The organism is Oleiphilus sp. HI0043, from assembly GCF_001634935.1.
In genome coordinates this window covers 13,262-36,054 of sequence record NZ_LWEY01001189.1, presented here as the reverse complement: position 1 = coordinate 36,054, position 22,793 = coordinate 13,262, and the positions used below count along the sequence as shown (strand labels likewise).

Below are 22,793 nucleotides of genomic sequence, written 5' to 3'. Positions count from 1 at the left end.
TTTACAGTCATGAACCGTAGGCTCAAGCTTAAGTGTTTACTGTGTTCGTTTTATGTTTGGGAAGAGCAAGTGAAATGGTCGCCGAAAGGGCGATAAATGTACTCGATACCCATAAACATGCTTCAAGGCCATAAGACTGGAAAATCCAACCTGATAGTACGGTGCCAACTAGCCTGCCCATGGCATTGGCCATATAGTAGAAACCCACATCTAAGGATACGCCATCGTCACTGGCGTAACTCACAATCAGGTAGCTGTGCAAAGAAGAATTTATAGCAAACAGGGCGCCGAAGGCGAGTAAACCTATTACGATCACCAGCTGTGCTGAAAGCGAGCTCGATAAGGCTAGTGCGATGCCCGCGGGTATCAGCATTAGAGGCAGCGCCCAGCCGAGCGCGCTATGGCCATCGGGGGCGCGCTTGGTCGAGCTTTGCGTAATCTTGGGGGCAAAGGACTGCACTAAACCATAGGCGATTACCCAGCTTGCAAGAAAGCCTCCTACAGACCAATGGTTCCAGCCGAACTCGCTCGCTAGATAAACGGGCAAGGCAACCACGAACCAAACATCTCTGGCACCAAACAGAAATAAGCGAGCTGCTGAGAGGGCGTTGATTGCCCGACTTTTAGAAAATATTTCAGTGAACTTCGGTTTGTTCTTTGCCTTGCCTAAGTCTTGTTTTAAGGCAAACATGCTACCCAGCCAAACCACAAACAAGCTTAGCGCCATAGCAAGAACGGCACCTTGAAAACCGAGAGTGGCCAGTAAAGCGCCGCCTAAAAAGAAGCCGACACCTTTCAAGGCATTCTTAGATCCGGTTAGAATTGCCACCCACTTATACAGTGTAGTTTGCGCATCTTTTGGAACCAGCAGCTTGATCGAGCTTTTCGCACTCATCTTGTTCAGGTCTTTAGCAATGCCTGAGAGAGCCTGAGCAGCCATGACCCAAGGCACTGTGAGCAAAGTGGCAGGAACGAGCAGCATTGCCAATGCGAGCACCTGCAGAGCCAGACCAATATTCATGGTTTTGTTGAGCCCCAAATGTGCGCCCAACCAGCCACCAAAAAGGTTGGTGATGACACCAAAGATCTCGTAAAACAAGAACAGCATGGCAATTTCGAGCGGGCTGTAACCCAAGCCATGAAAGTGCAATACGACTAACATCCTCAAAGCGCCATCGGTGAGCGTGAAAGCCCAATAGTTACCTGTTACGACCAGGTATTGCTTAATTTCTGGTGAGAGTTTATTGATATTCATGGTTTTCAAATATGGCCTTAGTGATTAATTTTCTGGTCGATGAGGCCGACTTTACGAACCAGCTCAGCTGTTCGATTGGCATAGCCCCATTCATTGTCATACCACACATAAAGCTTAAGTTGAGTGCCGTTAACCAGCATAGTTGAAGGCGCATCAATGATGGCTGAACGAGGATCGGTTTTGTAATCGATAGAAACCAGTGGCCGCTCTTCGTAACCGAGTATGCCTTGTAGTGCTTCTTCAGAAGCACTTTTTAATAGAGCGTTCACTTCTTCTACCGAGCTTTCTTTTTCTAGTTCGAATACACAGTCAGTGATCGATGCATTGGCTAATGGAACACGTACCGCATGACCGTTTAACTTACCTTTTAACTCTGGAAAGATATGAGTGATCGCCGTAGCTGAACCGGTGGTGGTTGGAATCAGGCTCATACCACAGGCTCGTGCACGTCGCAGATCCTTATGGGGCGCATCGAGAATGGTCTGGGTATTGGTAATATCGTGAATAGTTGTCATTGAGCCATGTTTAATACCTAGACTTTCATGGATCACTTTAACCACCGGCGCCAGGCAGTTTGTTGTGCATGATGCAGCAGTAATAATCGGGTAGACCTCTGGGTCATACAGGTCATCGTTCACACCCATCACAATATTTAGTACACCCTCTTCTTTGACCGGAGCGGTCACGACAACGCGCTTCACACCCTGATCGAGATAGGCCTGAAGTACCTGCTTGCTCTTCATTTTGCCGGACGCTTCGATAACAATATCGCAGCCTGACCAATCGGTTTCAGAGATCGTCTTATTTTGTGTGCAAGGAATCGTATGCTCACCGATAAGTATGCTTGAACCTTCACTACTTGCTTGATGAGCCCAAATACCGTGTACGGAGTCAAAATTTAACAGATGCGAGAGTGTAGCAGCGTCGCCAGCCGGGTCATTAATCTGAACAAATTCGATCTCCTTCCAATCGAATGCAGCTCTGAGTGAGAGTCTACCCATACGGCCAAAGCCGTTAATGCCTACTTTGATGGTCATAGTGATTTATCCCTTAGATAAGAATTATTTGATCAAATTTCTCTGTTAGCTTGTTAGCCACTCAGTTACTTGGTTTCGAGTTGGAATCGACCCGCTGTGAACAAGTTCCTCATTAAGAACAACGGCAGGTGTGCTCATTACCTGATAGTTCATAATTTCTTGAGGGCTGGTTTCTTTACTAACTTGAATTTGCTGGTCTAGTTCTGTCGCAATAGCCTGGATTAGGGCTGCTGTTTTTGTGCATTTAGCACAGCCTGTACCGAGTACTTTAAAAGCTTTCATTAGCTTTTCCTTTATATAAAAGGGCTAAGGCCGTTGAATAGCCAGCCTATGAGCGTGAATGATATGAGGAGCATAACGAATAGGGTGCCAAGTAATTTCCACTGCATGACTTGCTTGAGTAGGATGAATTCTGGAAAACTAGCAGCAACAGTACTCATGCAAAAGGCGAGCGTAGTACCTACAGGTAGCCCGTTGGTTATTAAGCTTTCCATAATCGGAATGACGCCCGTGGCATTAGAATAAAGTGGAATACCGAGTACTACAGCTGCAGGGACTGACCACCATTGCCCATCACCCAAGTGTGCTTCGATCCAGCCATCTGGTACGAAGCCATGTAAAGCAGCGCCGAGACCGACGCCAATAATTACCCATTTCCATACGCGGCCAAAAATCTCTGTTGCCTCACGTACTGCAAATTGATGACGTTGTTGAAAGCCAAGCGCTTGAGCTTTTGATGCTGTAGTTTGTGGCTCTTTTCCTTGTGCTTTGGAGAGGGCTTCTGCAGCAAAAGACTGTAACCATTTTTCGGCTTTGATGGTGTCTAGAAATAGGCCGCCAAGGATCCCAACCGTCATGCCCACCAATACGTAAATAAGGGTGAATTTCCAGCCTAGTAGACTTAGCAGTAACAGTATGGCCACCTCGTTAATGAGTGGTGAGGTAAGCAAAAAGGACATAGTAATTCCTACGGGAATACCCGCTGAGGTGAAACCTAGGAATACGGGAATGCTGGAGCAGGAACAAAACGGCGTGATTGCGCCAAAACTCGAACCCATTAGGTAGCCAATCCCTCGATTTTTTTGTGCCAGGTAATCTCTGACTTGTTCAATGTTGAGGGAGGCGCGTATCAGTGCAATTAAGTAGATCATAACAACGAGCAGAACAAAGATTTTGCTAACATCTTCAACAAAAAAATGCAGGGCGTCACCGAGCTTGGTTTCCGGGCTCAAACCCAATATGTCAAAAACAAACCAGGCGGCAAGATCAGTAAATATCTGAAACATGTTTATCTACCCTCGTTGAAGAATATCAATTGCATGAAAGCACTCTATCTGGACGGGTTTTCATCGTTTCTAGTCGCCTGATGTTCATACTGAATTCTGAAATATTGGCGTCGCATGTTTGTGCTAAAACTGACTTAGCCCAAGATGGTAGACTAGGGTTTATCCTATAAAATACCCATTGCCCCATGCGCCGGTCTGTCAGAATGCCTGCTTTTTTGAGTAGTGCCAGGTGCCGGGAAACTTTAGGTTGCTCATACTCCAATGCTGCCATCAGTTCACAGACGCATAGCTCACCTTCATATTGAATCAGCATTAGGCATTTAAGCCTCAGCTCATCGCTCAGACTCTTGAATAATTGTAATGGCGATAGCTCGTTTGAATGTTGAGCATCAAGTATTGCTTGATTACTTTCGATTGCAGCAAAGCTATTAATTCGACGATTTATTTCAGTTAAGCTCATATGAAAACGTTCGATGTCGCTTAGGTCATCACCCTTAGATACCTTAGGGTCACTGAAGCTCCATTCTAATTTCTTCTCTTTTGCACCGAGTGATTTACATTCTTGAGTCGCCCTGTCACAAAGGGTAACTACGTAATCAAAATGTTGCCCGGCGAGTTCGTCAATATGCTTTGATTGATGAATGTTTTCGATACCGTGAGTTTTAAGAGCTGCCAAGGTTAGCGGGTGAACTGTTTCAGGGTTTGTGCCAGCACTAAACGCTTCGAATCGATTACCGTGATGGTAATTGAGTAGGGCTTCAGCCATTTGTGAGCGAGCTGAATTACCGGTGCATAGAAATAGTACGCGCTTCTTCATAATAGATATGATTCATCTTGATGATATATTTATATATGAATAAAAGTATATATGAAAAAACATATATTTAAAATTAGAAAAACTTGATTCGCGATTCGCCATATAAAAATGGTATTGATAACAGACTCAAACTGAGGTTGAGCCTAATCGGACATAGGAATAATATTAGTGTGTAGGGAAGCAGCCGGTTAAAGAAAGAGAGCGAGACCATTAGGGTTCGCTCATTACAGATTAGTGATAATTTAATTCCATCGTATACAGGCTATTGAGTATAGCTTGCTGATGATTAGGAGACTTTGAATTGATTGACTAGTTGTTCCAGTTCAATCGCGAATTCAGCTTGTTGCTCAGACAGTACGCGAGTGGTGCCAGCATTTTCTGTGTTGACTTCAGCGTGATCCTTAATGCCAACAATTTTCTCACTCATATCTTCAGCCACAGCACTTTGTTCTTCAGCGGCTGTCGCGATTTGGGTACTCATATTATTGATTTGATTGACCATATTGGTGACATTTTCCAATGAGTGGTTGGCGGTATTGGCTTGCTCTACAGTTTCATGGACCTTAGAGAGGCTTTCTTCCATCACACCCACCGCATTTTCAGCGTTTTCTTGAAGCTTATTAACGATGATGTCAATTTCTTCGGTTGATTCTTGGGTTTTACCTGCCAATGTTCTGACTTCATCTGCGACGACCGCAAAACCCCGGCCTTGTTCACCTGCTCTCGCGGCTTCAATGGCAGCATTAAGTGCTAGAAGGTTGGTTTGTTCAGCAATACCACGAATTACTTCCATAACTTTACTGACGTCTACGCAATCCTGTCTTAGTTCATCTAGTACGGTTTTTGTATTACTGGTTGTCTGCTCTAATGACTCGACGACATTGACGGCGGTATTAACAGTTTCTTTACTAGAGATTGTCTCGTCATAGGCTTCATTGGCGCTTTCAGAGGTGCTGACGATATTTTCGGCGACTTCTGAAATAGAAGCAGCCATTTCCGTCATAGCTGTAGCGACAAGTTCAATAAGAGCTTGTTGCTCGTCGAGGCTTCTTGAATTATCTTGGCTAGCGACTGTCAGTTCAGCAGAAGACTGGCTTGTTTGACTTGCAGCCTGGTGAATCTGCTCCAATACATGCTCAAAACTGCTTAGCATTTCATCGAAGTGTTGGGATAGCTCAGCGATTTCGTGTGAGCCACTTATGTTTGAGCGAATTGTCAGGTCCTTATCATGATTAATCTTTCGCATGACATGGGTTAGCCTTTGGATAGGAGCATTGATGGATCGGAATATGGCTAAATTAATAATAAGAATAATCACAGTCAGTACGCCGGTTATCATATAGAAGGTTGACTTACTTCGTGCTTTGGTTGCCTCTAACGAACTGTTCATCATGGCAGATAACGAAGTAAGCTGTTCCTCGCTTTGATGGATGGTAGCACGTAGCTGACCGAGCAAGCCTGTTTCGGGGCTTAATCCAAGTTCTTGTGTCTTAACCGTTAGCTTTCTAAAGTCATAAGCGTAAGCGTTCAGGTTTTTTCTGACCTGGTCTTTAATTTGCGAAGGTAGCGCTCTGCTATCCAAAGTAGACATTATTGCCGCCATATCAGTATTAAACTTATCGATGTATTTTGTGTCTAGTCGCAGCATAAAGTCTTTTTCTCGACGACGTAACATAAGTGTTTCCGCAAGCAGTTGGTAGTCTTTTAGCTCAGTAATAGCGGACTCAGCACTGTGTACTGATGCTCGAAGAGTACCGTAAAGCCCGGTTTTAGGTGTTAATCCTATTTCTTTTTGAGTTTTCGATATGGTTAAAAAAGTTTGATGATAGCTTTTTATTATGTCGCCTAATTTGGTGAGATTATCTTCAGTGTCAAACCCAAGTGAGTTGTTTAATACTTTTAGTTCGCTAATTTCTTTGTTTAGCTTTGCAACATTATCAGAGAATCGTGTGACGTATTTTTCATCTTTCCTGGTGAGGAAGTCCTTTTCATTCCGTCTCAAGGTAAGCATGTTAGAGTTAAGCTTTTCAATGGACACAAGCGAAGAAGCTGACTCTGATAGTGTCTTGCTAAAATTGAGCTCGACTAAGATGATTGTAAGCATACCAACTAATGTAATAGTGCAGATTGATAAGAGCTTAGATTTAATTGATATGTTATCTAACAGTTTGGACATATTTGACCCCCTATTGCCTATTCCAGAAGCTCGTTACCTATGAAGTTGAGCTGTATCACAGATAGTATAGTTGAGTTTTGACTTTTAGGAGCTTGAAAAATGGACTTTTGTATTTGTGTGTTTAGGCGCTCAAGAGATGGTTATCCCAGGCAATTTTGAGGCCTGGGTTGGATAAGTTTTGACTAAGTTCTTTTGTTGTATTGTTGTAGTGGTAAAGGTTGCCTAAGCCGTTGGAAATAACAAATTCATTGTTTCGATAGCTGGTTAAACCGCAGCCATCTTTACAACGAAGACTGCTTAAATAGATTAATTGATCAAAGTCCCAAAAGGTAATCAAATCTCCTTTGGGTGAGGAAACCGCGGCAGTTTTTCCTATGGGGTCAAAACAAACGCTGCCACAATAATGCTTCATGGCATAATTAACATCATCGGGTGCCCAAAGAGGTTTGAGGTCTTTCCCTCGTTGGTGGTGGGCAACCAAGGGAACGCTGTCAGTTTTATCTCCTTGATACTGTAGGCCGATCACCACTTCATCTCTTTGGTTGATATCGATGTGACGAATGCTCAGCTGGTGGTATTCCTCTTTTAACTTTACTTGCTCTAGTAAGTCACCACTCGTAAGCGAGACATAAGTTAGTGAAGGGGACATGGTATCGAGGTTCAGCTTTACACGACCTTTATCCGGGTGTGTGAGAATACCTCCATTGGCAATAACTAAAGTATCCGTGTCGCTGCAGAGCTTTATTTCATGTGGACCAATACCATGGCTTGAGAGCTGGGCGTGTACGCGATAATCGTTGAGCACATCTCTCACAAAAAGCCTTCCTTGACCCGAATCTATGTGATTTTCAGTGCTGACCAAATAACGTCCATCAGGTGTGTAAAGAGCATGCCCGTAGAAGTGGAAACCCTGTTCAGGCTGAATATGTTTTATCACTCTGCCTGATTTGATTGAAGATACGATTATGTATTGACCAGGACGCCGCCCAATGACTGCTATTTCTTCTTTATGAGGGTGCTTGATCACCTGGTGAGCTCTGGCGGGAAGCTTAAGCCGACTGACAGGTTCGCCATTTCCTTGTAAGCAAATTACCCAATGCTGACCGTGTCTATCCCTAGCTGCACTAATGAGCAATTCTGAGTCGTTTTCCTTGGCGAAGGCATTGAATGGGCTGAGTAAGCTGCTTGCGACTATAGATCCAAGGAGCTGTCTTCGGCTTAGCCTTGTGTTTTCTAATGTCGAGAGTTTGTCAGTCATTAATCACCATCTCGACTGTTAAAGCCAAGGTGAATACCCAAGGCCGATACTGATGTTTCGAGCTCCTTGTGTAAGGTGCCTATTTTCTTATAGATGTCTAATGTTGCCTGGTAGCCTTCAGCTGTTCTGACTGCATTTTCCAAAGGTGTATTGATCTGCTTAATTGCATCGACCAGGGCCGTGTATTGATGGCTAATTGAATGGTATCTTTCAGGGGGGAGTATGTTGGCTAGCCCTTCAAACATAAGCTGAAGGCTAAGAATATTCAACTCAATATTGCGCAATGAGCGTTGGCTTCTCCATGATTCCAGTCGCTTATATTTTTCTTTCCCAAACGCGCTGCCAAGCGGGCGTTTAAGCTTTAAGTCTCGTATGACTTCCAAGGGTTCGATCATTGTTTTTAATAAAGCTGTGGCGGCGTCGATGTCGTCTTCGAAGTAGCCGTCTAGTTGTTTAGCGTCGGCAAACTGGCCACGCATATGCTTAAGCCACTCGCTATGTAGTGATGTACTGATCGTCGAAACATTCTGAGAGATCGTCGTTAATACATCGCAGTGGAACTTATTTGCCTTGAGTTCATTGAGCGCCGATTGTTTGAAAAGAATTCTTTCAATCGCGGGTAAGCCTTTAACGCTAATGCTGACACGCTGGAATTTATCTTCATTCAGCAATGTTTTGTCGTCACTTGCTAGAAGAACACCTAGGTGTTTGCCGATATGATTCTTCTTGTCGGGCCAGAACTGTAAGCTATGGCTGCGCATTGAAAACTCTATGGGGCCAAACGTGATATTTTGAATAGATTGCCAGGCATCCATCGTCTTGTGGAAATCACCGATGCTATTATCTAGCGCCTCTTGAGAAGGGCTTTGGCAGAGGCCTTGGGTGCTCTGCTGCAAAGCCTGAGAGGCAGCGCTAAGCGATTGATAAAACGGGATAACAAAGCTATTAACTGTCGCATGGTTGAAGTTTTTCCAGTCAGCTTCACTTGGGGCGGCATGACATACAAATGAGAGGATACAAGCTAAGAAAATACTGGAAATCGTAGAGGTTCTGTTCATTAAAGTGATTCCAAAAAAGTAAGCAGTTGTGCGCGTTGCTCTTGGGGCATTGTTTGTACGGCTTGCTTGGCAGATTCGGCCTCGCCGCCATGCCACATAATTGCTTCAAGTATACTGCGTGCGCGGCCGTCATGCAGAAGAAAATGGCTGCCATTTACGTATTTGTCTGAACCGAGCCCCCAAAGTGGAGCGGTTCTCCATTCCTGTCCGTTTGCCTTAAACTCGGGTCGATTGTCCGCCAGCCCTAGCCCCATGTCATGCAGTAATAGATCGGTGTAAGGCCAGATGGTTTGCATGTTAAGAGAAGTTTGCTCAGTATGCCCGGATGTTTGATAGCTTGGAGTATGGCACGCGGCACAGCCAGCGGAGTGAAAGACGGCTTTTCCTTTATTGACCATTTCTGCATTGTCTATTTTTCGAATGGGTACCGCGATATTTCTTGTATACAGCAATAAAGCATCGGTCATCGCCTTTGGCGCTTCCATGTGGTTGATATCCGGGGCTTGGCGGGTGCGGTTTCCATGGGCTTGTTTTCGGCAGCTTGTTTGTGAAGGAGTGCAGTCGCCCCAATGTTGTGGAAATAACGGTGTACTAATGCCGAGATCCCCCTTGAACGCGCTAGCGTTTTGTTGACGAAGGTTGGGGGTGCCTGCTTTCCAGCCAAAACGGCCAAGTGCCGGTGCTTGTTTTTGCTGATCCCAAACCCAATTGGCTTTGCCTGAAATACCATCTTGGTTACTGTCGTCTGGGTCGGTTTTAGAAAGAATGTCCTGTTCATTTATCGCTTCGATAAGACCCAATCCGATCATGGGCGAGGAAATACGTGGCGAAATCATCAAATCTTCATCCATTGGGCCATACTGAGGCGCTATGATTTGGTAATCCGGCTTTCTTAGGCTAACCATTTCGCCTTCGCTTAGCTGAATTTTTTGTTCTGTATAGCTGACTCGTAGCTGTGCCTCAGCTTGTCCACCCGGGTAGGCAAAGGTCTGTAGCTGAGTGCCATAAGTAGGCTCTGGTATTAGCCCTATGAGGCCACTTTCCAGTGCTCGTTTTTGCTCGGCAGTTTTGGCTGGAGTGCTAAGCCGAAGAAATAGTGCAGGGGAGGTTTTACCTTCTTCTTTTAATATGCCTCGACCATTCTTCTCGTGGCAACGGGAGCAGGATCTTGCATTGTAGAGTGGGCCTAAGCCATCACTTGCGGTCGTACTTGAGGGGGCAAATACCCAAATTTTTTCAAAGATGGCCCGGCCGATTTTAAAGTCGAGCTTTGTCTCCATATCCAGAAGGGGGGAGGGATGATCAAAACTGTTTCGTTGTTTGCTTTGGCCAGCACTATGTTGACCTGATGGGTAGAGTTCTCTGGCACTATGGAGTTTGCTATTTGAAGCGAGGGTCGAGTCAGCATTTATGTAGAGTAAAAAGCTGACCGCTAAAAGAGGAAGTGCGAAGATGGTTTTATTCATAGCTACCAAAACGCCCGCTTGTTAGGCGGGCGTAAATAAACAGGTGCGTCACCTAGTTGTTAATTACTCTGCTACAGCAGAAGGGTTGTCCAGGCTGTCAGAACCTTCAAAATCAATATTGCTGAGGCCTAAGACCTGAATGACCTTTTCAGTTGTTTTGGCTTGAGCAACGAGTGCATCAACAAAGTTCTGAACGATTTGGTTGCCCGCAGTATTACCTTCACCGATCAATACATCAAAAGCTTGGCCTTTAGCCGCCGCGTCAACCATTGCTTGAGCCGTCGCTTGAGTAGCATTAAGCTTACCCAGCATTTCAGCATCCAGTGCTGGGTCTGCTTGCTTCACTAAGTCAGAAAGGCTTGCACCATCTACTGAGTTGTTGTTGATGCTCTCATACTGACCCATATAGACATTCTTGATGCCCAAGGCGTCATAGTAGTGGGAGTTATGAGTGTTATCCGAGAAGCAGTCATGTTCTTCTTCAGGATCGTGTAGCATCAAGCCAAGCTTAGTCCGCTCGCCAGCTAGCTCGCCATACGCAAGGCTACCCATGCCTGTCAGCATGGTTGCCAAGGCACCTGCTTCGCTTTTAGCGGTTAGCTCAGCAACTGATGCTCCGCCTTCTTTCCAGTTATTGGCCATGTCTTCTAGGTCTGAAATCAATAAGCTTGTTGCTGCTTGAAGGTACTGACGACGGCGCTCACAGTTGCCACCGGTACACTTATCAAGTGAGAAATCGCTTGCTGGGCGAGAGCCAGCACCAGGGTTGTTACCGTTTAAGTCTTGGCCCCACAGCAAAAATTCGATGACGTGATAACCCGTTGCAACGTTAGACTCAACTTCGTCAATTTCATGCAGAGTGTTTGCAAGTAGTTCTGGTGTAATTTGGCTAGCATCTACTTTCTTGCCGCCAATCATTGGTGCAGGGTTGGCAATGATGTTAGCAGCATAGAATGGGTTTTCATCAGACTCAGCACCATATGAAGCATCAACATAGTCGATCAAACCTTCATCAAGAGGCCATGCGTTGACTTTACCTTCCCAATCATCAACCGATGCGTTGCCAAAACGGTAGACTTCTGTCTGTTGGTAAGGCGCGCGTGCCGCAATCCAAGCGTCTTTAGTTTTTTGCAAATTGGCTTCGTTAGGATTAGCTAGAAATTCATTGACTTGAGCTTGCAGTGCTTGAGCGGCGCTTAGCGAGTCCTGATAGTTTTCTTTAGCGATATCAATATAAGTATCGATAACTGAAGCTTGGCTAGTTTCTTTTGTTTCCATCATTCCGCAGCCGGATAGGCCCATAGCGGCGACTGAGCCTGTGAGGACAAAGTTTCTAATGGATGATTTTAGAGAAAGCATGGATAACCCCTGAAAGTTAATTTTAAAAATGACCTAATGGACCAATATGGCGAAGATGATATTCTAAATGATAAGTATTATCAATAAGATTTATAGTCTAGTCAGTGATTAGGCTTTCATATCGTTTATCTGTCAGTAGTTTTAAAAATGCGACTAGCGCATCAATACGCTTGTCATCTAGCGCAGGGCCTGATTGAAGTTCCTCAAAAGAGATTGTTTCGTGGAATTCTGGCTTATCCCAGCTTTCGCCCGTTTCTGGGTTTATCTGACGCTTGGCGCTTTTGGAGTTATATTTGTTATAGAAGTCGATAACTGTTCGAAGCTCTTTAAAAACACCGTTGTGCATGTAAGGGCTGGTGACGGCGACATTTCGAAGCGTTGGTGTTTTGAATTTTCCTTTATGCTTTTCATCGTGGACTTGAGCGTTCGCGAGTAGACCTATATCGACATAGTCTTCGTCGAGCTTGTTTTGTTTTCGAACAGCAAGGTTTGTCGGTATACCAATGTTGTGATACTCATAATTGCTGAAGGTTTCATCCGGCGCGGTTGGGCTGCTTCGTAATTGGTGGCATTGGTTACAGTTGGTGAATTGCTGCGAGAAGAATAAGGTCATTCCAAGTTCTTCTTGCTTACTAAGTTCATATTCGCCTCTTAAATAGCGGTCATACTTTGAGTCGAAGGGAGAGAAAAAATCGGTTTTTTCAAAGGCTGCGATGCTTTCGGCCATGGCGTCATAGAGCTTCCCCGGTTTACTTAATATGTCTTTTCCAAATAGGCTAGAGAAGGCTTGTTTATAGACCTCCGATTCAAGTAGACGTGCTTGCATACTTTCTTTGTTAGGTATACCCATTTCGATACCTGCGAGTGGAGGACCTTTCGCTTGGTCAGCCAGTGTTGCTGCTCGGCCATCCCAGAACTGTCCTCCAACATGCTTTCCTTTCTTATTAACATGAAAGATAGGAATCTGGTTCGCATAGCTGCTGGTTGGTGCGCTACGGTCACCAAAAGATTGTTGATCGTCACCTAACGAAACCATTCCTTCAAGGTGAGTATGCCTTGTGTCATGTGTGCGCTTATCGACAAACCCTGTCGCAGGGTTATGGCAGCTAGAGCAAGATTGAGTCCGGTTTAATGAAAGGTTTGGGTCGAAGTAGAGTAGTTCACCTAGGGCTTCTTTAGAGTTTATTTGTGCAAGGGCAATGTGGCTGGAACAGATTGCTATCAACATGAATAGACTTAACGCTAGCTTGGAATGGCCTTTCCGGTATGTGAAAAAGACTGGCAGGGGGCGGGCTGTGTTCATAGTTAGAGATTCCGGTCTAAGCTGGTAATGTGGGTATTAGATATATAAATGATAATTAATACAAGGTGAGAATAATTCCTGTTACCATTTGTTGATCCAAGTCAATTCTGTAAGTTTGTGTGAGTGTAAGTGGTGAGATGTAAGTTCAGTATTAGCTAATGTAGCCTTGTGCGCTAAGGCACAAGCTTTATAACGACTGACACGCGGTGCGTAGGCGGTAGATAGGGTAAGCTTAAAACATATCAAATTTAGGAGTTTCTTGTGTCTTCCATACCTTCAAAATTACTTATGCTGAAAACCCTTAGTGAAGTGCCGCGTAGTGAGTATTCTGATGTTCGAGTACCTAAGAATTTAAATAATACGAAGGAAAGGTTGGGCTTTTTAAAGATGCTTAGGCAAAAGCCGAGTGCGCAACAAAAGGTTAGTAGCGCCAAACCCAGGTTGTTAACCTTTAATGCGGCGGTTTGGTTGAGTTTGGCGCAAGCAGCGAAAAAACCGGTATCTCTTTGGTTAAGCTACAAAGATGCACAGGGAGAGAATACGATCTTGGTTGACGAGCAGTGTATGGGAGAATCTAAGTCTGCAATGTTATCTGGTAATGTGAGCTTTAAGGTGAGTGGAAATCTAGAATACCTGAGGGCTTGCTGTGGAGGGGTAGATGAAAAGCAGAGTCTGGTTGTCGAAGAGCTGCATGTAAGACGCTTAAAGCAAGAGATAACTTATCCTGGCCAGCTGGCGCAAACAGCTTAGCGTTTTACAACAAAAAAACGCAACTAACAATTGGGGTCATTAGCTGCGTTAAAGGGTAAAAGGAAAAGAAACTTAGCTTAGTATTAAGCCATAGCTTCTTGTGCAGTAGGCTTGGAATATTTAAGTACCCGTCCTACAACAGTTTTATACTGGCTTGAAAAGCTTCCCGTATTGTAAGGGATCTGATATTTCTCACAGATCTTCTGAACTTCAACAGCCATTGCTGGGTAATGACGTGCTGGCACATCTGGATATAAATGGTGTTCGATTTGGCAGCTCAAGTGACCTGTCATAATATGGAATAACTTGTTGCCCTCTAGATTTGAAGAACCCAGTATCTGACGGAAATACCATTCACCTTGTGACTCTCCCTGAATTTCTTCTTCAGTAAAGGTATGAGCGTCTTCGGTAAAGTGACCGCAAAAGATAATGGTAGAGGTCCAAAGGTTTCTAAGGATATTGGCAATTAAGTTACCGAGTAATACTTGCCCGGCCACAGGCCAGCATAGTAAAGGAAAGAATATGTAATCCTTGAAGGTTTGACGGCCGATTTTGCTAAAGAAATCTTTCTTTAATTGCTTGCGGCTAATTGGCAGGGAACTTGTTTCGCGGCGCTTGCCCATAAAGATTCTTTCTGCAGCGACTTCGTGGTAAGCAATCCCTGCTTCAAAGAAGGTGCTAAGCCCTAGGTAGCTGAATATCTGCCAGCGGTTTTTTGGCCGCCAAGGCAGGTCATCGCTAAGACGGAATATGCCATAGCCAAAGTCACGGTCTTTGCCGATAACATTTGTATAAGTGTGATGCTCGTGGTTGTGATAGCGCTTCCAAGAGCCCGAGTCTCCCGCAATATCCCACTCGAATTTTCTGGAGTTAATGTTAGGGTCATTCATCCAGTCATATTGCCCGTGCAGTACATTGTGGCCAATTTCCATATTGTCCAGAATCTTTGCTAAGGCCAACAGTAAAACTGCCAACACCCATAATAGGGGGCTTACAAAGCCCATTACCATTAGGATTCGGCCAGCAATTTCACTGCCGCGTTGAATTGCGATTAAACGTCGAATGTATTTTGCATCACTTGCGCCCACTTTCTTAAGGGTGTCTGCGCGAACTTTGTCCAGCTCTTCTGCAAAGCCGTCTAAGATTTCTCGGGATGGCTTCTGAGTATTGTTCGGATTCATAATGTCTTCCTGATTAATCTCTTAAAGTTCAAGTTCTACTTTGCCAACCGGCACCGAAACACAAAGCTGTATTTCTTCTTCTCCGGTATCCGAATATTGTTGGGTTCGCGTATTGAAGACTCGCCCGGTCTTCTTTTTACAAATACACTGGTGACACACGCCCATTCGACAACCCGCAACGGGTTTTAAACCTTGGTTCTCTGAGATTTCCAGCAGGGTAGCTTTGTCAGACTCGATAAACTGCTGAGGGTCAAAGGTGACTTGCTTTCGAGAGTCCAGGTAATCGACTTGAATCAGTTCATCGGCATCGTCTGCATTCATTCCCTCAAGAGATAAAGGCTGTTGGCCGAAGTATTCAAAGTGGATATCTGCTTCAGGAACCGTATTGGACGTTAGAAGCGATTGGGTAATTTCAATCATTTTCCCAGGCCCACATACGTAAAATTCTTTTTCGCTGATGTCTTCTACAAACATTTCCAGCTGCTGCTGATCTATTCTACCTTGGTGGTCACTATAGATAGTTGTTACCTGCAAACCCTTCGCTTCAAGGTGAGAAAGTTGCTCGGAAAAGAATAGGGATTGGCTATTATTTACATAAAAGAGCAACTGAGCCTGCTTATACCAAGCGTTGCTCTGGTATTCGTTCAGCATTGAAAATATGGGGGTTAGTCCGCTTCCGCCTGCAATAAATACTTTGTCTTTTACTGAGTTGCTTAGTTGGAAATCACCTTGGGCTTCGGATAAGTAAACAGTGTCACCACTTTTCAAAGCTTGGTTGAGCCATGGCGTTACAGCACCTTCTTCATTTGCGCGTATGGTTAAGGTGATTTCACCTGTGCGAAGAAAGTGTTTAGGCGAGCAGGAAAGACTAAAGGTACGTGTTAGCATTGCGCCATCTTTTTCAACGCTTAGCTGTACATATTGTCCGGCACTAAAACCAGCCCATTTTTTTTCTGGCCTTAAAGTCAGCGTGTAGATGTCATCTGTTTCATTTTTTATGAAGAGTACTTGAGCACTAGTTCTTCCGTGACGCCAATTTGGGCGAAACACCTGAATAATGGGCTCTAAAAAGACACCAAAGCTATCGGTATTGGTAAGTTGGCGGCTTAAGAAGCCAATAGCTTTCTGAGCGATTGTTTGCGATTCTGCTATAGGGCTTTCGCTGTTCATCCCTTTAGACATAGTGACCTCCTACTAAGTTCGAGGTACAGTTGTACGCTTTTTGTTCTATTATGTCTAGAATTGTCAGTCGCATGAGTATGATCATCTAATTTAGGTGGCCGAATTTTTTGGTAGTGGAGATTGTAGCAATTTAATTTGTGCGGAATATTTCATATCTGTGTAGTATGCCCATTTATTTATTAACGAATCTTGGGGATACCATGGCGCTGAAGTCCACGATCTATAAAGTTACTTTGCAACTAAGTGACTTTGATCGAGATCATTACCAAAGCTACTCGCTTAATGTTGCACTTCACCCGTCTGAAACCATTGAACGTATGTTGCTTCGTTTGCTTGCTTTTTCATTGTATGCAGATGAAGCGCTAAGTTTTACCAAGGGTTTATCGACTGATGATGAGCCGGATATCTGGCTCAAGTCTTTATCCGACGAAATAGAGTTGTGGGTCGACTTGGGCTTACCTGATTTAAAACGTATCCGTAAAGCTTCAGGTCGCTCAGATAAAGTTGTTGTATTGGCTTATGGCGGACATAAGGTTGCCCCGTGGTTCGACGCGTTAGCAAAGGATTTGAAGCGTATAGCTAATTTGTCTGTCTTGCGTGCAGAGATGGCTGATATCGAGCCACTGCTTGCGCATGTCGAAAGAACGATGGAGCTCGTTGTGTTGATTCAGGATGGAAGTTTGAATGTAAGCTTGGGGGAGAGTGTTGTTGACTTGAATATCGAGCGGCTGCTTGGCGAGGAATAATTGTCTTTTGCGATGGACGAATATAGCTGCAATCGGTTAATCTCCGTGTATCTAATGTATTGAAACGAGGAGAAAAACATTGAGCAATACAAAAATCATTACGCCAGACTTGTGCGACGAGTACCCGGATTTAGTTCAGGTCTTGGAACCGATGATGAACAATTACGGTGCAATCGATGCCTTTGGTGGCGAAATTGTTACGGTAAAGTGTTTTGAAGATAACTCTATCGTCAAAGAACAGGTGGGTTTACCTGGCGAAGGGCGAGTGATGGTTGTTGATGGCGGTGGTTCAATGCGTAATGCCTTGTTAGGTGATATGTTGGCTGAGAAAGCAGCTGCGAACGGCTGGTCTGGTTTGGTTATTTACGGCTGCATTCGTGATGTTGATGTGATCGGGCAGACGCAGCTAGGTGTTCAGGCAATGAACACTAATCCGCGTAAAACTGAAAAGCGTGGTATTGGTGATCTGAATGTTCCGGTCACCTTTGGTGGCGTAACCTTTACACCAGGTCACTACGTTTATGCCGATAATAATGGTGTTATTGTTTCGCCTGAAAAGTTGGAAATGCCAGCCTAGTAGAGACTTTAGCGAACACATAAAAAAGCCCGTGAGAAAAACGCTCACGGGCTTTTTTATGTGCTTATGAAATTGCTTCGCCTAACTCGCGATTTCTACAATTTCTGCGCCTACTTGAAAAGTATTTTCGTCGACCTGTGTGCAGCGTAGTACTTTTACGGTTGCATCCAGAGCGGGAAACGCATCGTTGCTTGAAGGAAGCGATGTCCGGCAAGTTGCTCCTGCTGTTAGTTCTTCTTCTACTTCTATTAACATGCCTGCGCCACTAAGGTCACGGCAATAACCATTTACTTTGATGTCCGAGTTATCAACGGCTAGAGTGATTTCAGTATCGACTCTCATTCTGATGAAATCGCGTTTTTCATCCCAGGTACGGCTATACAGGTTATTCATCTATTCAACACCTCTTATGGATAAATGTCTCACCTTCATTTATATGTCTAAATATGGTTGCTGTCAAAGAGCAAAACCACAAGATATTCGACTATTAGCAATTGGTAAGATTCTAGTAATAAGTTGATGCGGATGAAATTCACCCCAGCGCATCAAGCTTGATGATACCGCTGGGGCAAAAGTTTTTCTATGGTGTGTTGCTCATTTTTAGAACGAAATGGGCAAATAATAGACTAAGTGTTTGTTTTTAAAGCAGCCTAAAAAATAAGCTTTTTTACGCCCAGCTATCATTTTTCTTAGAAGGTTTAATGATAGGAATTAATAAAGTTAGAATTACACCAAGTGTTACCAGGCCACCCCCGATTAACATCATGTTAGAATCTGACTTATCTTTTAATCTAAGATTCTCGGTTTGGATCAGTTCTAATTCGTTTCTAAGCTGCTCATTACTTTCTCTAAGCTCACGATTTCGCTTATCTAGATTAAGGGCATTGGCCGAAATAGACTTAATGTTCTTTAGCTCTTTGCTATTAGCATTAAGCTCTGAAGTGGTTTGAGTATGTTCTTTGCTAAGACTCTGGTGCTTCTTTTTCAAGTTGGCCAGTTGAGTTTGAGTTTCTTCGTAGTTAGCTTTTAGTTTAGCTAACTCCTGATTAGCTTGGGCTAGCTTAACTTTAGCAATAGGCTGCGCCGTTAGATATCTAGAAGGCAGATAGCCTTCTATGCCGCTTGGCGTTTTAACGTGTGCGTAGCCAGAGCTCAGCTTTTCAATAATTTCCAGCTTGGTGCCGCTCTTAAGTCCTTTGTGGACAATCCTAAACCCGACTCCTTCGCCGCTGCGTAAGGGAACTAAAAGGGTGTCGTCTATGTACATAGTTTCAGCTGATGCAGAGCTGATAGCCAACGCGAGTAAGCATATAGAGGCCGCGATCTTTGAAAGGAATGATGTTTTCACGATTTGTATCCTGTATTTCGTAGTAAGCCCGTTTTAAACAACGAGTCGTAAAGTCAGTAGCGTTAGCCCCGGTTTAGGTCGCTTGATAAGTGTTCTAACTAAGGTAGAACTTTCTTAAATGGTTTAACCGTAACGTTTTCATAAACGCCGGCTGCAACGTAAGGGTCTTGGTCTGCCCATGCTTGGGCTTCGTTTAAAGAACCAAACTCTGCTATTACCAAACTTCCTGTAAAACCTGCTTCACCTGGATCTTCCGAGTCAGTCGCAGGGTGTGGGCCGGCAACAAATAAGCGGCCTTGTTGTTTTAGTTCTTCTAGTCTTGCCAAATGAGCAGGTCTTGCAGATTTGCGCTTTTCTAAACTATTTTCGATATCCTGGGAGATAATTGCGTAGTACATGTGTTTCTCTATTGTTTCAATGTTTGGTCGTAGACTAATTAAAGCATTCTAAGGCTATTGATGGATGATGTCTTCAAAATCCAAGCCCGTTAATCGTTTTATGTGCTTAAAGAGGTAGAGCATTGCGTATATCATCACGATGACGCAGGGTATTGTAATAACCGGGTAGCTAAGCAGGTTCATTGTACCAAGCTCGTCATTGAACTCGGCAGTTCCCGAAGGGCTGACGACTATGTACTTTGCCAATGCATAGTTTAGAGCAGCGGAAAGCATGAAAGAGCCCGCTAGTATATAAGTGGCTGTTTTTAAGACACGTTCAAAAGCGCCTTGGTTATTACTTTTGTCGAGAGCTTCATCGACCTTATCAATTTGCAGAATCTTGTCGTTATAAATAAATGTTTTGACCAAGGGGTACTTGGTTTTTAGTGAAACAATCGTACCTATAGCAATGATCAATGGTATGCTGGCTTCTTTGATTGCAATATATTTTGCATCGAGTTCCAATAGGCCAATGCCGCTGGTGAGTAGAATGCTAATAAAGCCTAACGCTGGGATGAATCCGAATTTTCGCTCTTTGATGAACTGGTAAATACCAAAGAGTAGTGGGAAGGAAAGGCCAAAAATTAGTGCGTATACAGGTCCCAGGCTATCATCGCCGCTCAGATATTTTAGAATAACGGTAGGTAAAATAACGCAGATTGCGAGCTCAAGTAACAAATGACTGGTTTGCTGTTTTTGTGCAGGCTTCTTTGGCTGTGTTGAGGTGTCGATAGTATTTTCGCTCATAAGGTGATTGCGTTGTTCCGTATTAAAAGGTTGTACAAATAGTACGTGAATAAGCTTACAGGTTGGTGATTATATGTGGAAACTGTGAAGGTTCAAACTTACCATCTTTACATAACATGCTTTTATTAAACCTGAATGACACCAACCTTAGATAATCGTGGAGAGTTATGAACCGTTCGCCAATAGATTTACATTGCCATAGCCTGTCATCGGATGGCAGTTTGAGCCCTACAGAGCTTATTCAAAGGGCTGCGGCAAATGGTGTGAAACTCTTGTCTCTAACTGACCACGATACCGTCGCCGGTCAGCAAGAAGCTTTTGACGCAGCAAATGTTGAAGGGATTTCAATGGTGCCCGGAATCGAGCTTTCATGTGTTTGGGGAAACTTTACCATCCACGTTCTTGCCTACAACTATGACTTGAATTCGGGCTTGATGCAGGAAATTGAAGCAAAGCAGTTACAGTCACGTCATCAACGCGCAGAGCTAATTGCAGAAAAACTAGAAAAAAAAGGCTTTCCAGGCCTGTTAGATGCTGCTCGGGCTTTGACTCAGTCAGGGATCCCTGGCCGACCTCATTTTGCACAGGCGATGATTGACCTAGCTTATGTTAGCGATCATAACGAAGCCTTTAAAAAGTATCTGGGTGCGGGGAAGGTTGGCGATGTAAAAAGTTTATGGCCAGAGCTAAAAGACATGGTAAATAGTATTGTTAACGCAAAGGGGAGTGCTGTCGTTGCCCACCCCAGAAAATACAATATGACCCTGACTAAGCTGCGCAATATGTTGGTAGAATTTAAAGCGCAGGGAGGCGAAGGCATTGAGGTAGTTACCTCAGGGCAGAAGCAAGGGGAAGTCGGGATGCTTAGTGATTTGTGTCAGCGAATGGGGTTGAAAGGTTCAATCGGTAGTGACTTTCATTCGCCTGAATATCGCTGGGCTGAACTTGGGCGTATTCCTTCATTGCCAAAAAGTGTTCTGCCGGTATGGCAGGAGTGGGAGGCTTTTCAGTCTCTCGAGCTACAGTAAGAAAAGAACAATTCAAAATTATTAAGATTCATAAGGGCTCAAGTGATTAGAGTCTATAAAAAAGATGGAGAGAGAAAATGACACTATGTCCAATCGCAATGGTTTCTGGTTGTAAGTCTTGCCCGGTATTTAAGGTATGTCCGGGTAAATCAATAATTGGTGACAGCAAAAAGGAAGAGCCGGCTAAGCCAGAAAAGGAAGGATCTAAGGAATCATAAATGTTATAAGTAGGGGCTGCTGTGCCTCGCAGAGGGGTAGCAGGGGGCGACTCTTGGCTATTCCTCCTACTTGGCGAAATGTTGAAACGAAATAATTGACCTTTTTCTATGAATAATCTCCCTTTCGGAAGGTATCGTTTACCTTCATGGTGTCAGGCTTTGCTCGGTATTTGTCACCAATTACCGGTCAATAACTGGTTTGCTAAGCGTCTAGCCTTTCTAATGCGAAAGCCTGTATTGATGCGCAAGCAATCACCTATCGATGTTCAGGTAGAAGGTTTAAAGTTCAGGTTGTTTCCCAAAGGAAACTTATCCGATAAGCGCTTATTAACTATGCCTGGCTTGCTCGATGGCCAGGAGCGACGTTTTTTGGCGTCCGTCTTGAGTGATGGGGCTACAGTTCTAGATGTAGGTGCGAATATCGGCGGTTATGGTTTGCTACTTGCGTGGGAGCGGAAAGACCTAAAGCTTGTTGCTGTAGAGGCGCACCCAGAGCTCGCTGCTCGCTTGCAGCGGCATGTCGAATTTAATCAGCTTCAATCTCGCTGTAAGTGTTTGCAGCTTGCGGCTAGCCCGCAAAACTCATTGGTTAAACTCTATCTCGATGAGGTGAACCAAGGTTGTAATTCTTTGTCGGAAGGGGTTGAGCACCCTGAGAGAGTCAGCACTTCAATTGATGTAAAGGGTTTGACTATTAGTGAGATTTTGGCGCTTGCTGATATTGACAAACTCGAGCTGCTTAAAATGGATATTGAAGGTTTCGAGTTTCCTGTGTTGGAAAGCTTCTTAAATCACGCAGAAGAAGCTGCCTGGCCCAAATACCTGCAGCTAGAGCAGCATAAAGATGCAGCACTAAGCCCAGCGGTTTCTATGGCGCTATCGAAGGGTTATATAAAGGTGCTGCAAACCCGAATGAATGTGATTCTTGAAAAGCGCTAAAGGATAGATACGCCTTCTTTAGCGAGCATGTCGATTAGCCTAATCAAAGGTAGTCCAATCAGTATGTTTGGATCTTTGCCCTCAATAGACTCAAATAACGATATGCCCAAGCCTTCCATTTTAAAGCCTCCCGCACAATCATAGGCTTGTTCGCGTTCTATATAATTGATTAGCTGCTGCTCATTTAGCTTACGAAATTTGGTGGCGTAGCTTTCAACAGCGCTTTGATATTTGCCGGTCTTCGTATTGAGCAGGCACAAGCCTGTATAAAAGTATGCAGTTTTGCCTTGGCAGAGTGTTAGCTGCTCAAGATTGCGTTCTTTATTTAGGGGTTTTCTAAGTATTTGCTCGCCCAAGCATGCGACTTGATCAGAGCCAATGATTAGCGAATTAGGGTGGGATGCAGCCAGTGCTTGCGCTTTTCTTATGGATAAACGCTCGGCCATTTCCTTATAGTTTTCATTAGGGAGGTGAGACTCATCAATGTCAGGAGATGCACACTTGAAGTGCTGAATTATTTTTTCTAGAAGCGCCTTTCTATAGGTGCTGGAAGAGGCGAGTACGATGTCCATAGATATCCTTGTATTGCAGGAAGTTGCATTGCTAAAGCGCAGTGGCCAACAAA

24 protein-coding genes are annotated in these 22,793 nt (G+C 44.2%); 6 read left to right on the top strand and 18 right to left on the bottom strand.

Features of this window, described 5'->3' with window-relative positions:
• Positions 1 to 28 precede the first annotated feature (28 nt).
• From arsJ to A3729_RS13835, 11 genes are all read right to left on the bottom strand, one after another.
• Positions 29 to 1,255 (bottom strand): organoarsenical effux MFS transporter ArsJ, encoded by a 1,227-nt coding sequence (arsJ, locus tag A3729_RS13890; RefSeq protein WP_068511232.1) that lies wholly within the window; start codon positions 1,253 to 1,255, stop codon positions 29 to 31.
• A 17-nt stretch (positions 1,256 to 1,272) separates the two neighbouring features.
• Positions 1,273 to 2,292 carry an ArsJ-associated glyceraldehyde-3-phosphate dehydrogenase gene (locus tag A3729_RS13885; RefSeq protein WP_068511229.1) on the bottom strand — a complete coding sequence of 340 codons (1,020 nt, stop codon included), beginning with the start codon at positions 2,290 to 2,292 and terminating at the stop codon, positions 1,273 to 1,275.
• Between the two features lie 45 nt (positions 2,293 to 2,337).
• Positions 2,338 to 2,574 (bottom strand): thioredoxin family protein, encoded by a 237-nt coding sequence (locus tag A3729_RS13880; RefSeq protein ID WP_068554984.1) that lies wholly within the window; start codon positions 2,572 to 2,574, stop codon positions 2,338 to 2,340.
• Positions 2,575 to 2,585: 11 nt separating this feature from the next.
• The gene (locus tag A3729_RS13875) at positions 2,586 to 3,578 is read right to left on the bottom strand and encodes a permease (RefSeq protein WP_068511225.1); all 993 of its coding nucleotides are present in this window, start codon (positions 3,576 to 3,578) and stop codon (positions 2,586 to 2,588) included.
• Between the two features lie 25 nt (positions 3,579 to 3,603).
• On the bottom strand, positions 3,604 to 4,395 hold the full coding sequence (locus tag A3729_RS34595) for a metalloregulator ArsR/SmtB family transcription factor (protein ID WP_068511223.1): 792 nt from the start codon (positions 4,393 to 4,395) through the stop codon (positions 3,604 to 3,606).
• A gap of 286 nt (positions 4,396 to 4,681) precedes the next feature.
• Positions 4,682 to 6,571, bottom strand: a complete 1,890-nt coding sequence (locus A3729_RS13865; protein WP_068764726.1) for a methyl-accepting chemotaxis protein — start codon at positions 6,569 to 6,571, stop codon at positions 4,682 to 4,684.
• Between the two features lie 121 nt (positions 6,572 to 6,692).
• Positions 6,693 to 7,829: a DUF1513 domain-containing protein gene (locus tag A3729_RS13855; RefSeq protein WP_068511217.1), complete on the bottom strand. Its 1,137-nt coding sequence runs from the start codon at positions 7,827 to 7,829 to the stop codon at positions 6,693 to 6,695.
• Entirely contained in the window at positions 7,829 to 8,887 is a 1,059-nt protein-coding gene (locus A3729_RS13850; RefSeq protein WP_068511215.1) for an imelysin family protein, read from the bottom strand. Before A3729_RS13850 ends, A3729_RS13855 begins: the two co-directional genes overlap by 1 nt.
• Entirely contained in the window at positions 8,887 to 10,353 is a 1,467-nt protein-coding gene (locus A3729_RS13845; protein WP_068554986.1) for a di-heme oxidoredictase family protein, read from the bottom strand. Before A3729_RS13845 ends, A3729_RS13850 begins: the two co-directional genes overlap by 1 nt.
• A 63-nt stretch (positions 10,354 to 10,416) precedes the next feature.
• The gene (locus tag A3729_RS13840; RefSeq protein WP_068511211.1) at positions 10,417 to 11,712 is read right to left on the bottom strand and encodes an imelysin family protein; all 1,296 of its coding nucleotides are present in this window, start codon (positions 11,710 to 11,712) and stop codon (positions 10,417 to 10,419) included.
• 97 nt (positions 11,713 to 11,809) lie between these two features.
• Positions 11,810 to 12,940, bottom strand: coding sequence for a cytochrome-c peroxidase (locus tag A3729_RS13835; protein WP_068511209.1), 1,131 nt, complete (start codon positions 12,938 to 12,940; stop codon positions 11,810 to 11,812).
• A gap of 336 nt (positions 12,941 to 13,276) precedes the next feature.
• Here A3729_RS13835 and A3729_RS13830 point away from each other — a divergent pair, with 336 nt between their 5' ends.
• Positions 13,277 to 13,765: a hypothetical protein gene (locus A3729_RS13830; RefSeq protein WP_156490436.1), complete on the top strand. Its 489-nt coding sequence runs from the start codon at positions 13,277 to 13,279 to the stop codon at positions 13,763 to 13,765.
• A gap of 83 nt (positions 13,766 to 13,848) precedes the next feature.
• Here the strand turns inward: A3729_RS13830 and A3729_RS13825 are convergent, their stop codons facing one another.
• Both A3729_RS13825 and A3729_RS13820 read right to left on the bottom strand, forming a co-directional pair.
• The gene (locus tag A3729_RS13825; protein WP_068511207.1) at positions 13,849 to 14,946 is read right to left on the bottom strand and encodes an acyl-CoA desaturase; all 1,098 of its coding nucleotides are present in this window, start codon (positions 14,944 to 14,946) and stop codon (positions 13,849 to 13,851) included.
• A 21-nt stretch (positions 14,947 to 14,967) separates the two neighbouring features.
• Positions 14,968 to 16,128 carry a flavin reductase family protein gene (locus A3729_RS13820; protein ID WP_068634004.1) on the bottom strand — a complete coding sequence of 387 codons (1,161 nt, stop codon included), beginning with the start codon at positions 16,126 to 16,128 and terminating at the stop codon, positions 14,968 to 14,970.
• A 200-nt stretch (positions 16,129 to 16,328) separates the two neighbouring features.
• Here A3729_RS13820 and A3729_RS13815 point away from each other — a divergent pair, with 200 nt between their 5' ends.
• Both A3729_RS13815 and rraA read left to right on the top strand, forming a co-directional pair.
• Positions 16,329 to 16,874, top strand: a complete 546-nt coding sequence (locus A3729_RS13815; protein ID WP_068634003.1) for a YaeQ family protein — start codon at positions 16,329 to 16,331, stop codon at positions 16,872 to 16,874.
• A 79-nt stretch (positions 16,875 to 16,953) separates the two neighbouring features.
• Positions 16,954 to 17,451: a ribonuclease E activity regulator RraA gene (gene rraA / locus A3729_RS13810; protein ID WP_068511588.1), complete on the top strand. Its 498-nt coding sequence runs from the start codon at positions 16,954 to 16,956 to the stop codon at positions 17,449 to 17,451.
• Between the two features lie 81 nt (positions 17,452 to 17,532).
• On the opposite strand, the gene A3729_RS13805 is transcribed toward rraA, so the two are convergent.
• The 4 genes from A3729_RS13805 to A3729_RS13790 form a co-directional block, all read right to left on the bottom strand.
• The gene (locus A3729_RS13805) at positions 17,533 to 17,844 is read right to left on the bottom strand and encodes a PilZ domain-containing protein (RefSeq protein ID WP_068507473.1); all 312 of its coding nucleotides are present in this window, start codon (positions 17,842 to 17,844) and stop codon (positions 17,533 to 17,535) included.
• Between the two features lie 274 nt (positions 17,845 to 18,118).
• Positions 18,119 to 18,799, bottom strand: coding sequence for a TIGR04211 family SH3 domain-containing protein (locus A3729_RS13800; RefSeq protein WP_082865232.1), 681 nt, complete (start codon positions 18,797 to 18,799; stop codon positions 18,119 to 18,121).
• A 98-nt stretch (positions 18,800 to 18,897) separates the two neighbouring features.
• Positions 18,898 to 19,197, bottom strand: a complete 300-nt coding sequence (locus tag A3729_RS13795) for a YciI family protein (RefSeq protein WP_068511593.1) — start codon at positions 19,195 to 19,197, stop codon at positions 18,898 to 18,900.
• Positions 19,198 to 19,251: 54 nt separating this feature from the next.
• Complete coding sequence (locus tag A3729_RS13790) at positions 19,252 to 19,983, bottom strand: VC0807 family protein (RefSeq protein WP_068511596.1); 732 nt, start codon at positions 19,981 to 19,983, stop codon at positions 19,252 to 19,254.
• A 167-nt stretch (positions 19,984 to 20,150) separates the two neighbouring features.
• Between A3729_RS13790 and A3729_RS13785 the strand changes: the two genes are divergently transcribed.
• The 3 genes from A3729_RS13785 to A3729_RS13780 all read left to right on the top strand — a co-directional run bounded on the left by A3729_RS13785 (position 20,151) and on the right by A3729_RS13780 (position 22,168).
• Complete coding sequence (locus A3729_RS13785; RefSeq protein ID WP_068553588.1) at positions 20,151 to 21,011, top strand: PHP domain-containing protein; 861 nt, start codon at positions 20,151 to 20,153, stop codon at positions 21,009 to 21,011.
• Between the two features lie 77 nt (positions 21,012 to 21,088).
• Positions 21,089 to 21,229, top strand: coding sequence for a hypothetical protein (locus A3729_RS33095; RefSeq protein ID WP_197469960.1), 141 nt, complete (start codon positions 21,089 to 21,091; stop codon positions 21,227 to 21,229).
• A gap of 108 nt (positions 21,230 to 21,337) precedes the next feature.
• Positions 21,338 to 22,168, top strand: a complete 831-nt coding sequence (locus tag A3729_RS13780) for an FkbM family methyltransferase (protein WP_082865233.1) — start codon at positions 21,338 to 21,340, stop codon at positions 22,166 to 22,168.
• Here the strand turns inward: A3729_RS13780 and A3729_RS13775 are convergent.
• Entirely contained in the window at positions 22,165 to 22,740 is a 576-nt protein-coding gene (locus A3729_RS13775) for a nucleoside triphosphate pyrophosphatase (RefSeq protein ID WP_068506768.1), read from the bottom strand. The genes A3729_RS13780 and A3729_RS13775 overlap by 4 nt on opposite strands.
• Between the last annotated feature and the right edge of the window lie 53 nt (positions 22,741 to 22,793).

Excerpts from the sequence above, each read along its gene's own strand:
- A3729_RS13850 (WP_068511215.1), bottom strand. The coding sequence starts at position 8,887 with ATGAACAGAACCTCTACGATTTCCAGTATTTTCTTAGCTTGTATCCTC.
- A3729_RS13855 (WP_068511217.1), bottom strand. The coding sequence starts at position 7,829 with ATGACTGACAAACTCTCGACATTAGAAAACACAAGGCTAAGCCGAAGA.
- A3729_RS13795 (WP_068511593.1), bottom strand. The coding sequence starts at position 19,197 with ATGTACTACGCAATTATCTCCCAGGATATCGAAAATAGTTTAGAAAAG.
- A3729_RS13780 (WP_082865233.1), top strand. The coding sequence starts at position 21,338 with ATGAATAATCTCCCTTTCGGAAGGTATCGTTTACCTTCATGGTGTCAG.
- A3729_RS13805 (WP_068507473.1), bottom strand. The coding sequence starts at position 17,844 with ATGAATAACCTGTATAGCCGTACCTGGGATGAAAAACGCGATTTCATC.
- A3729_RS13815 (WP_068634003.1), top strand. The coding sequence starts at position 16,329 with ATGGCGCTGAAGTCCACGATCTATAAAGTTACTTTGCAACTAAGTGAC.
- A3729_RS13845 (WP_068554986.1), bottom strand. The coding sequence starts at position 10,353 with ATGAATAAAACCATCTTCGCACTTCCTCTTTTAGCGGTCAGCTTTTTA.
- A3729_RS13820 (WP_068634004.1), bottom strand. The coding sequence starts at position 16,128 with ATGTCTAAAGGGATGAACAGCGAAAGCCCTATAGCAGAATCGCAAACA.
- A3729_RS33095 (WP_197469960.1), top strand. The coding sequence starts at position 21,089 with ATGACACTATGTCCAATCGCAATGGTTTCTGGTTGTAAGTCTTGCCCG.
- A3729_RS13880 (WP_068554984.1), bottom strand. The coding sequence starts at position 2,574 with ATGAAAGCTTTTAAAGTACTCGGTACAGGCTGTGCTAAATGCACAAAA.
- A3729_RS13875 (WP_068511225.1), bottom strand. The coding sequence starts at position 3,578 with ATGTTTCAGATATTTACTGATCTTGCCGCCTGGTTTGTTTTTGACATA.
- A3729_RS13885 (WP_068511229.1), bottom strand. The coding sequence starts at position 2,292 with ATGACCATCAAAGTAGGCATTAACGGCTTTGGCCGTATGGGTAGACTC.
- A3729_RS13825 (WP_068511207.1), bottom strand. The coding sequence starts at position 14,946 with ATGAATCCGAACAATACTCAGAAGCCATCCCGAGAAATCTTAGACGGC.
- A3729_RS13840 (WP_068511211.1), bottom strand. The coding sequence starts at position 11,712 with ATGCTTTCTCTAAAATCATCCATTAGAAACTTTGTCCTCACAGGCTCA.
- A3729_RS34595 (WP_068511223.1), bottom strand. The coding sequence starts at position 4,395 with ATGAAGAAGCGCGTACTATTTCTATGCACCGGTAATTCAGCTCGCTCA.
- A3729_RS13785 (WP_068553588.1), top strand. The coding sequence starts at position 20,151 with ATGAACCGTTCGCCAATAGATTTACATTGCCATAGCCTGTCATCGGAT.
- A3729_RS13865 (WP_068764726.1), bottom strand. The coding sequence starts at position 6,571 with ATGTCCAAACTGTTAGATAACATATCAATTAAATCTAAGCTCTTATCA.
- A3729_RS13835 (WP_068511209.1), bottom strand. The coding sequence starts at position 12,940 with ATGTTGATAGCAATCTGTTCCAGCCACATTGCCCTTGCACAAATAAAC.
- arsJ (WP_068511232.1), bottom strand. The coding sequence starts at position 1,255 with ATGAATATCAATAAACTCTCACCAGAAATTAAGCAATACCTGGTCGTA.
- A3729_RS13790 (WP_068511596.1), bottom strand. The coding sequence starts at position 19,983 with ATGAGCGAAAATACTATCGACACCTCAACACAGCCAAAGAAGCCTGCA.
- A3729_RS13775 (WP_068506768.1), bottom strand. The coding sequence starts at position 22,740 with ATGGACATCGTACTCGCCTCTTCCAGCACCTATAGAAAGGCGCTTCTA.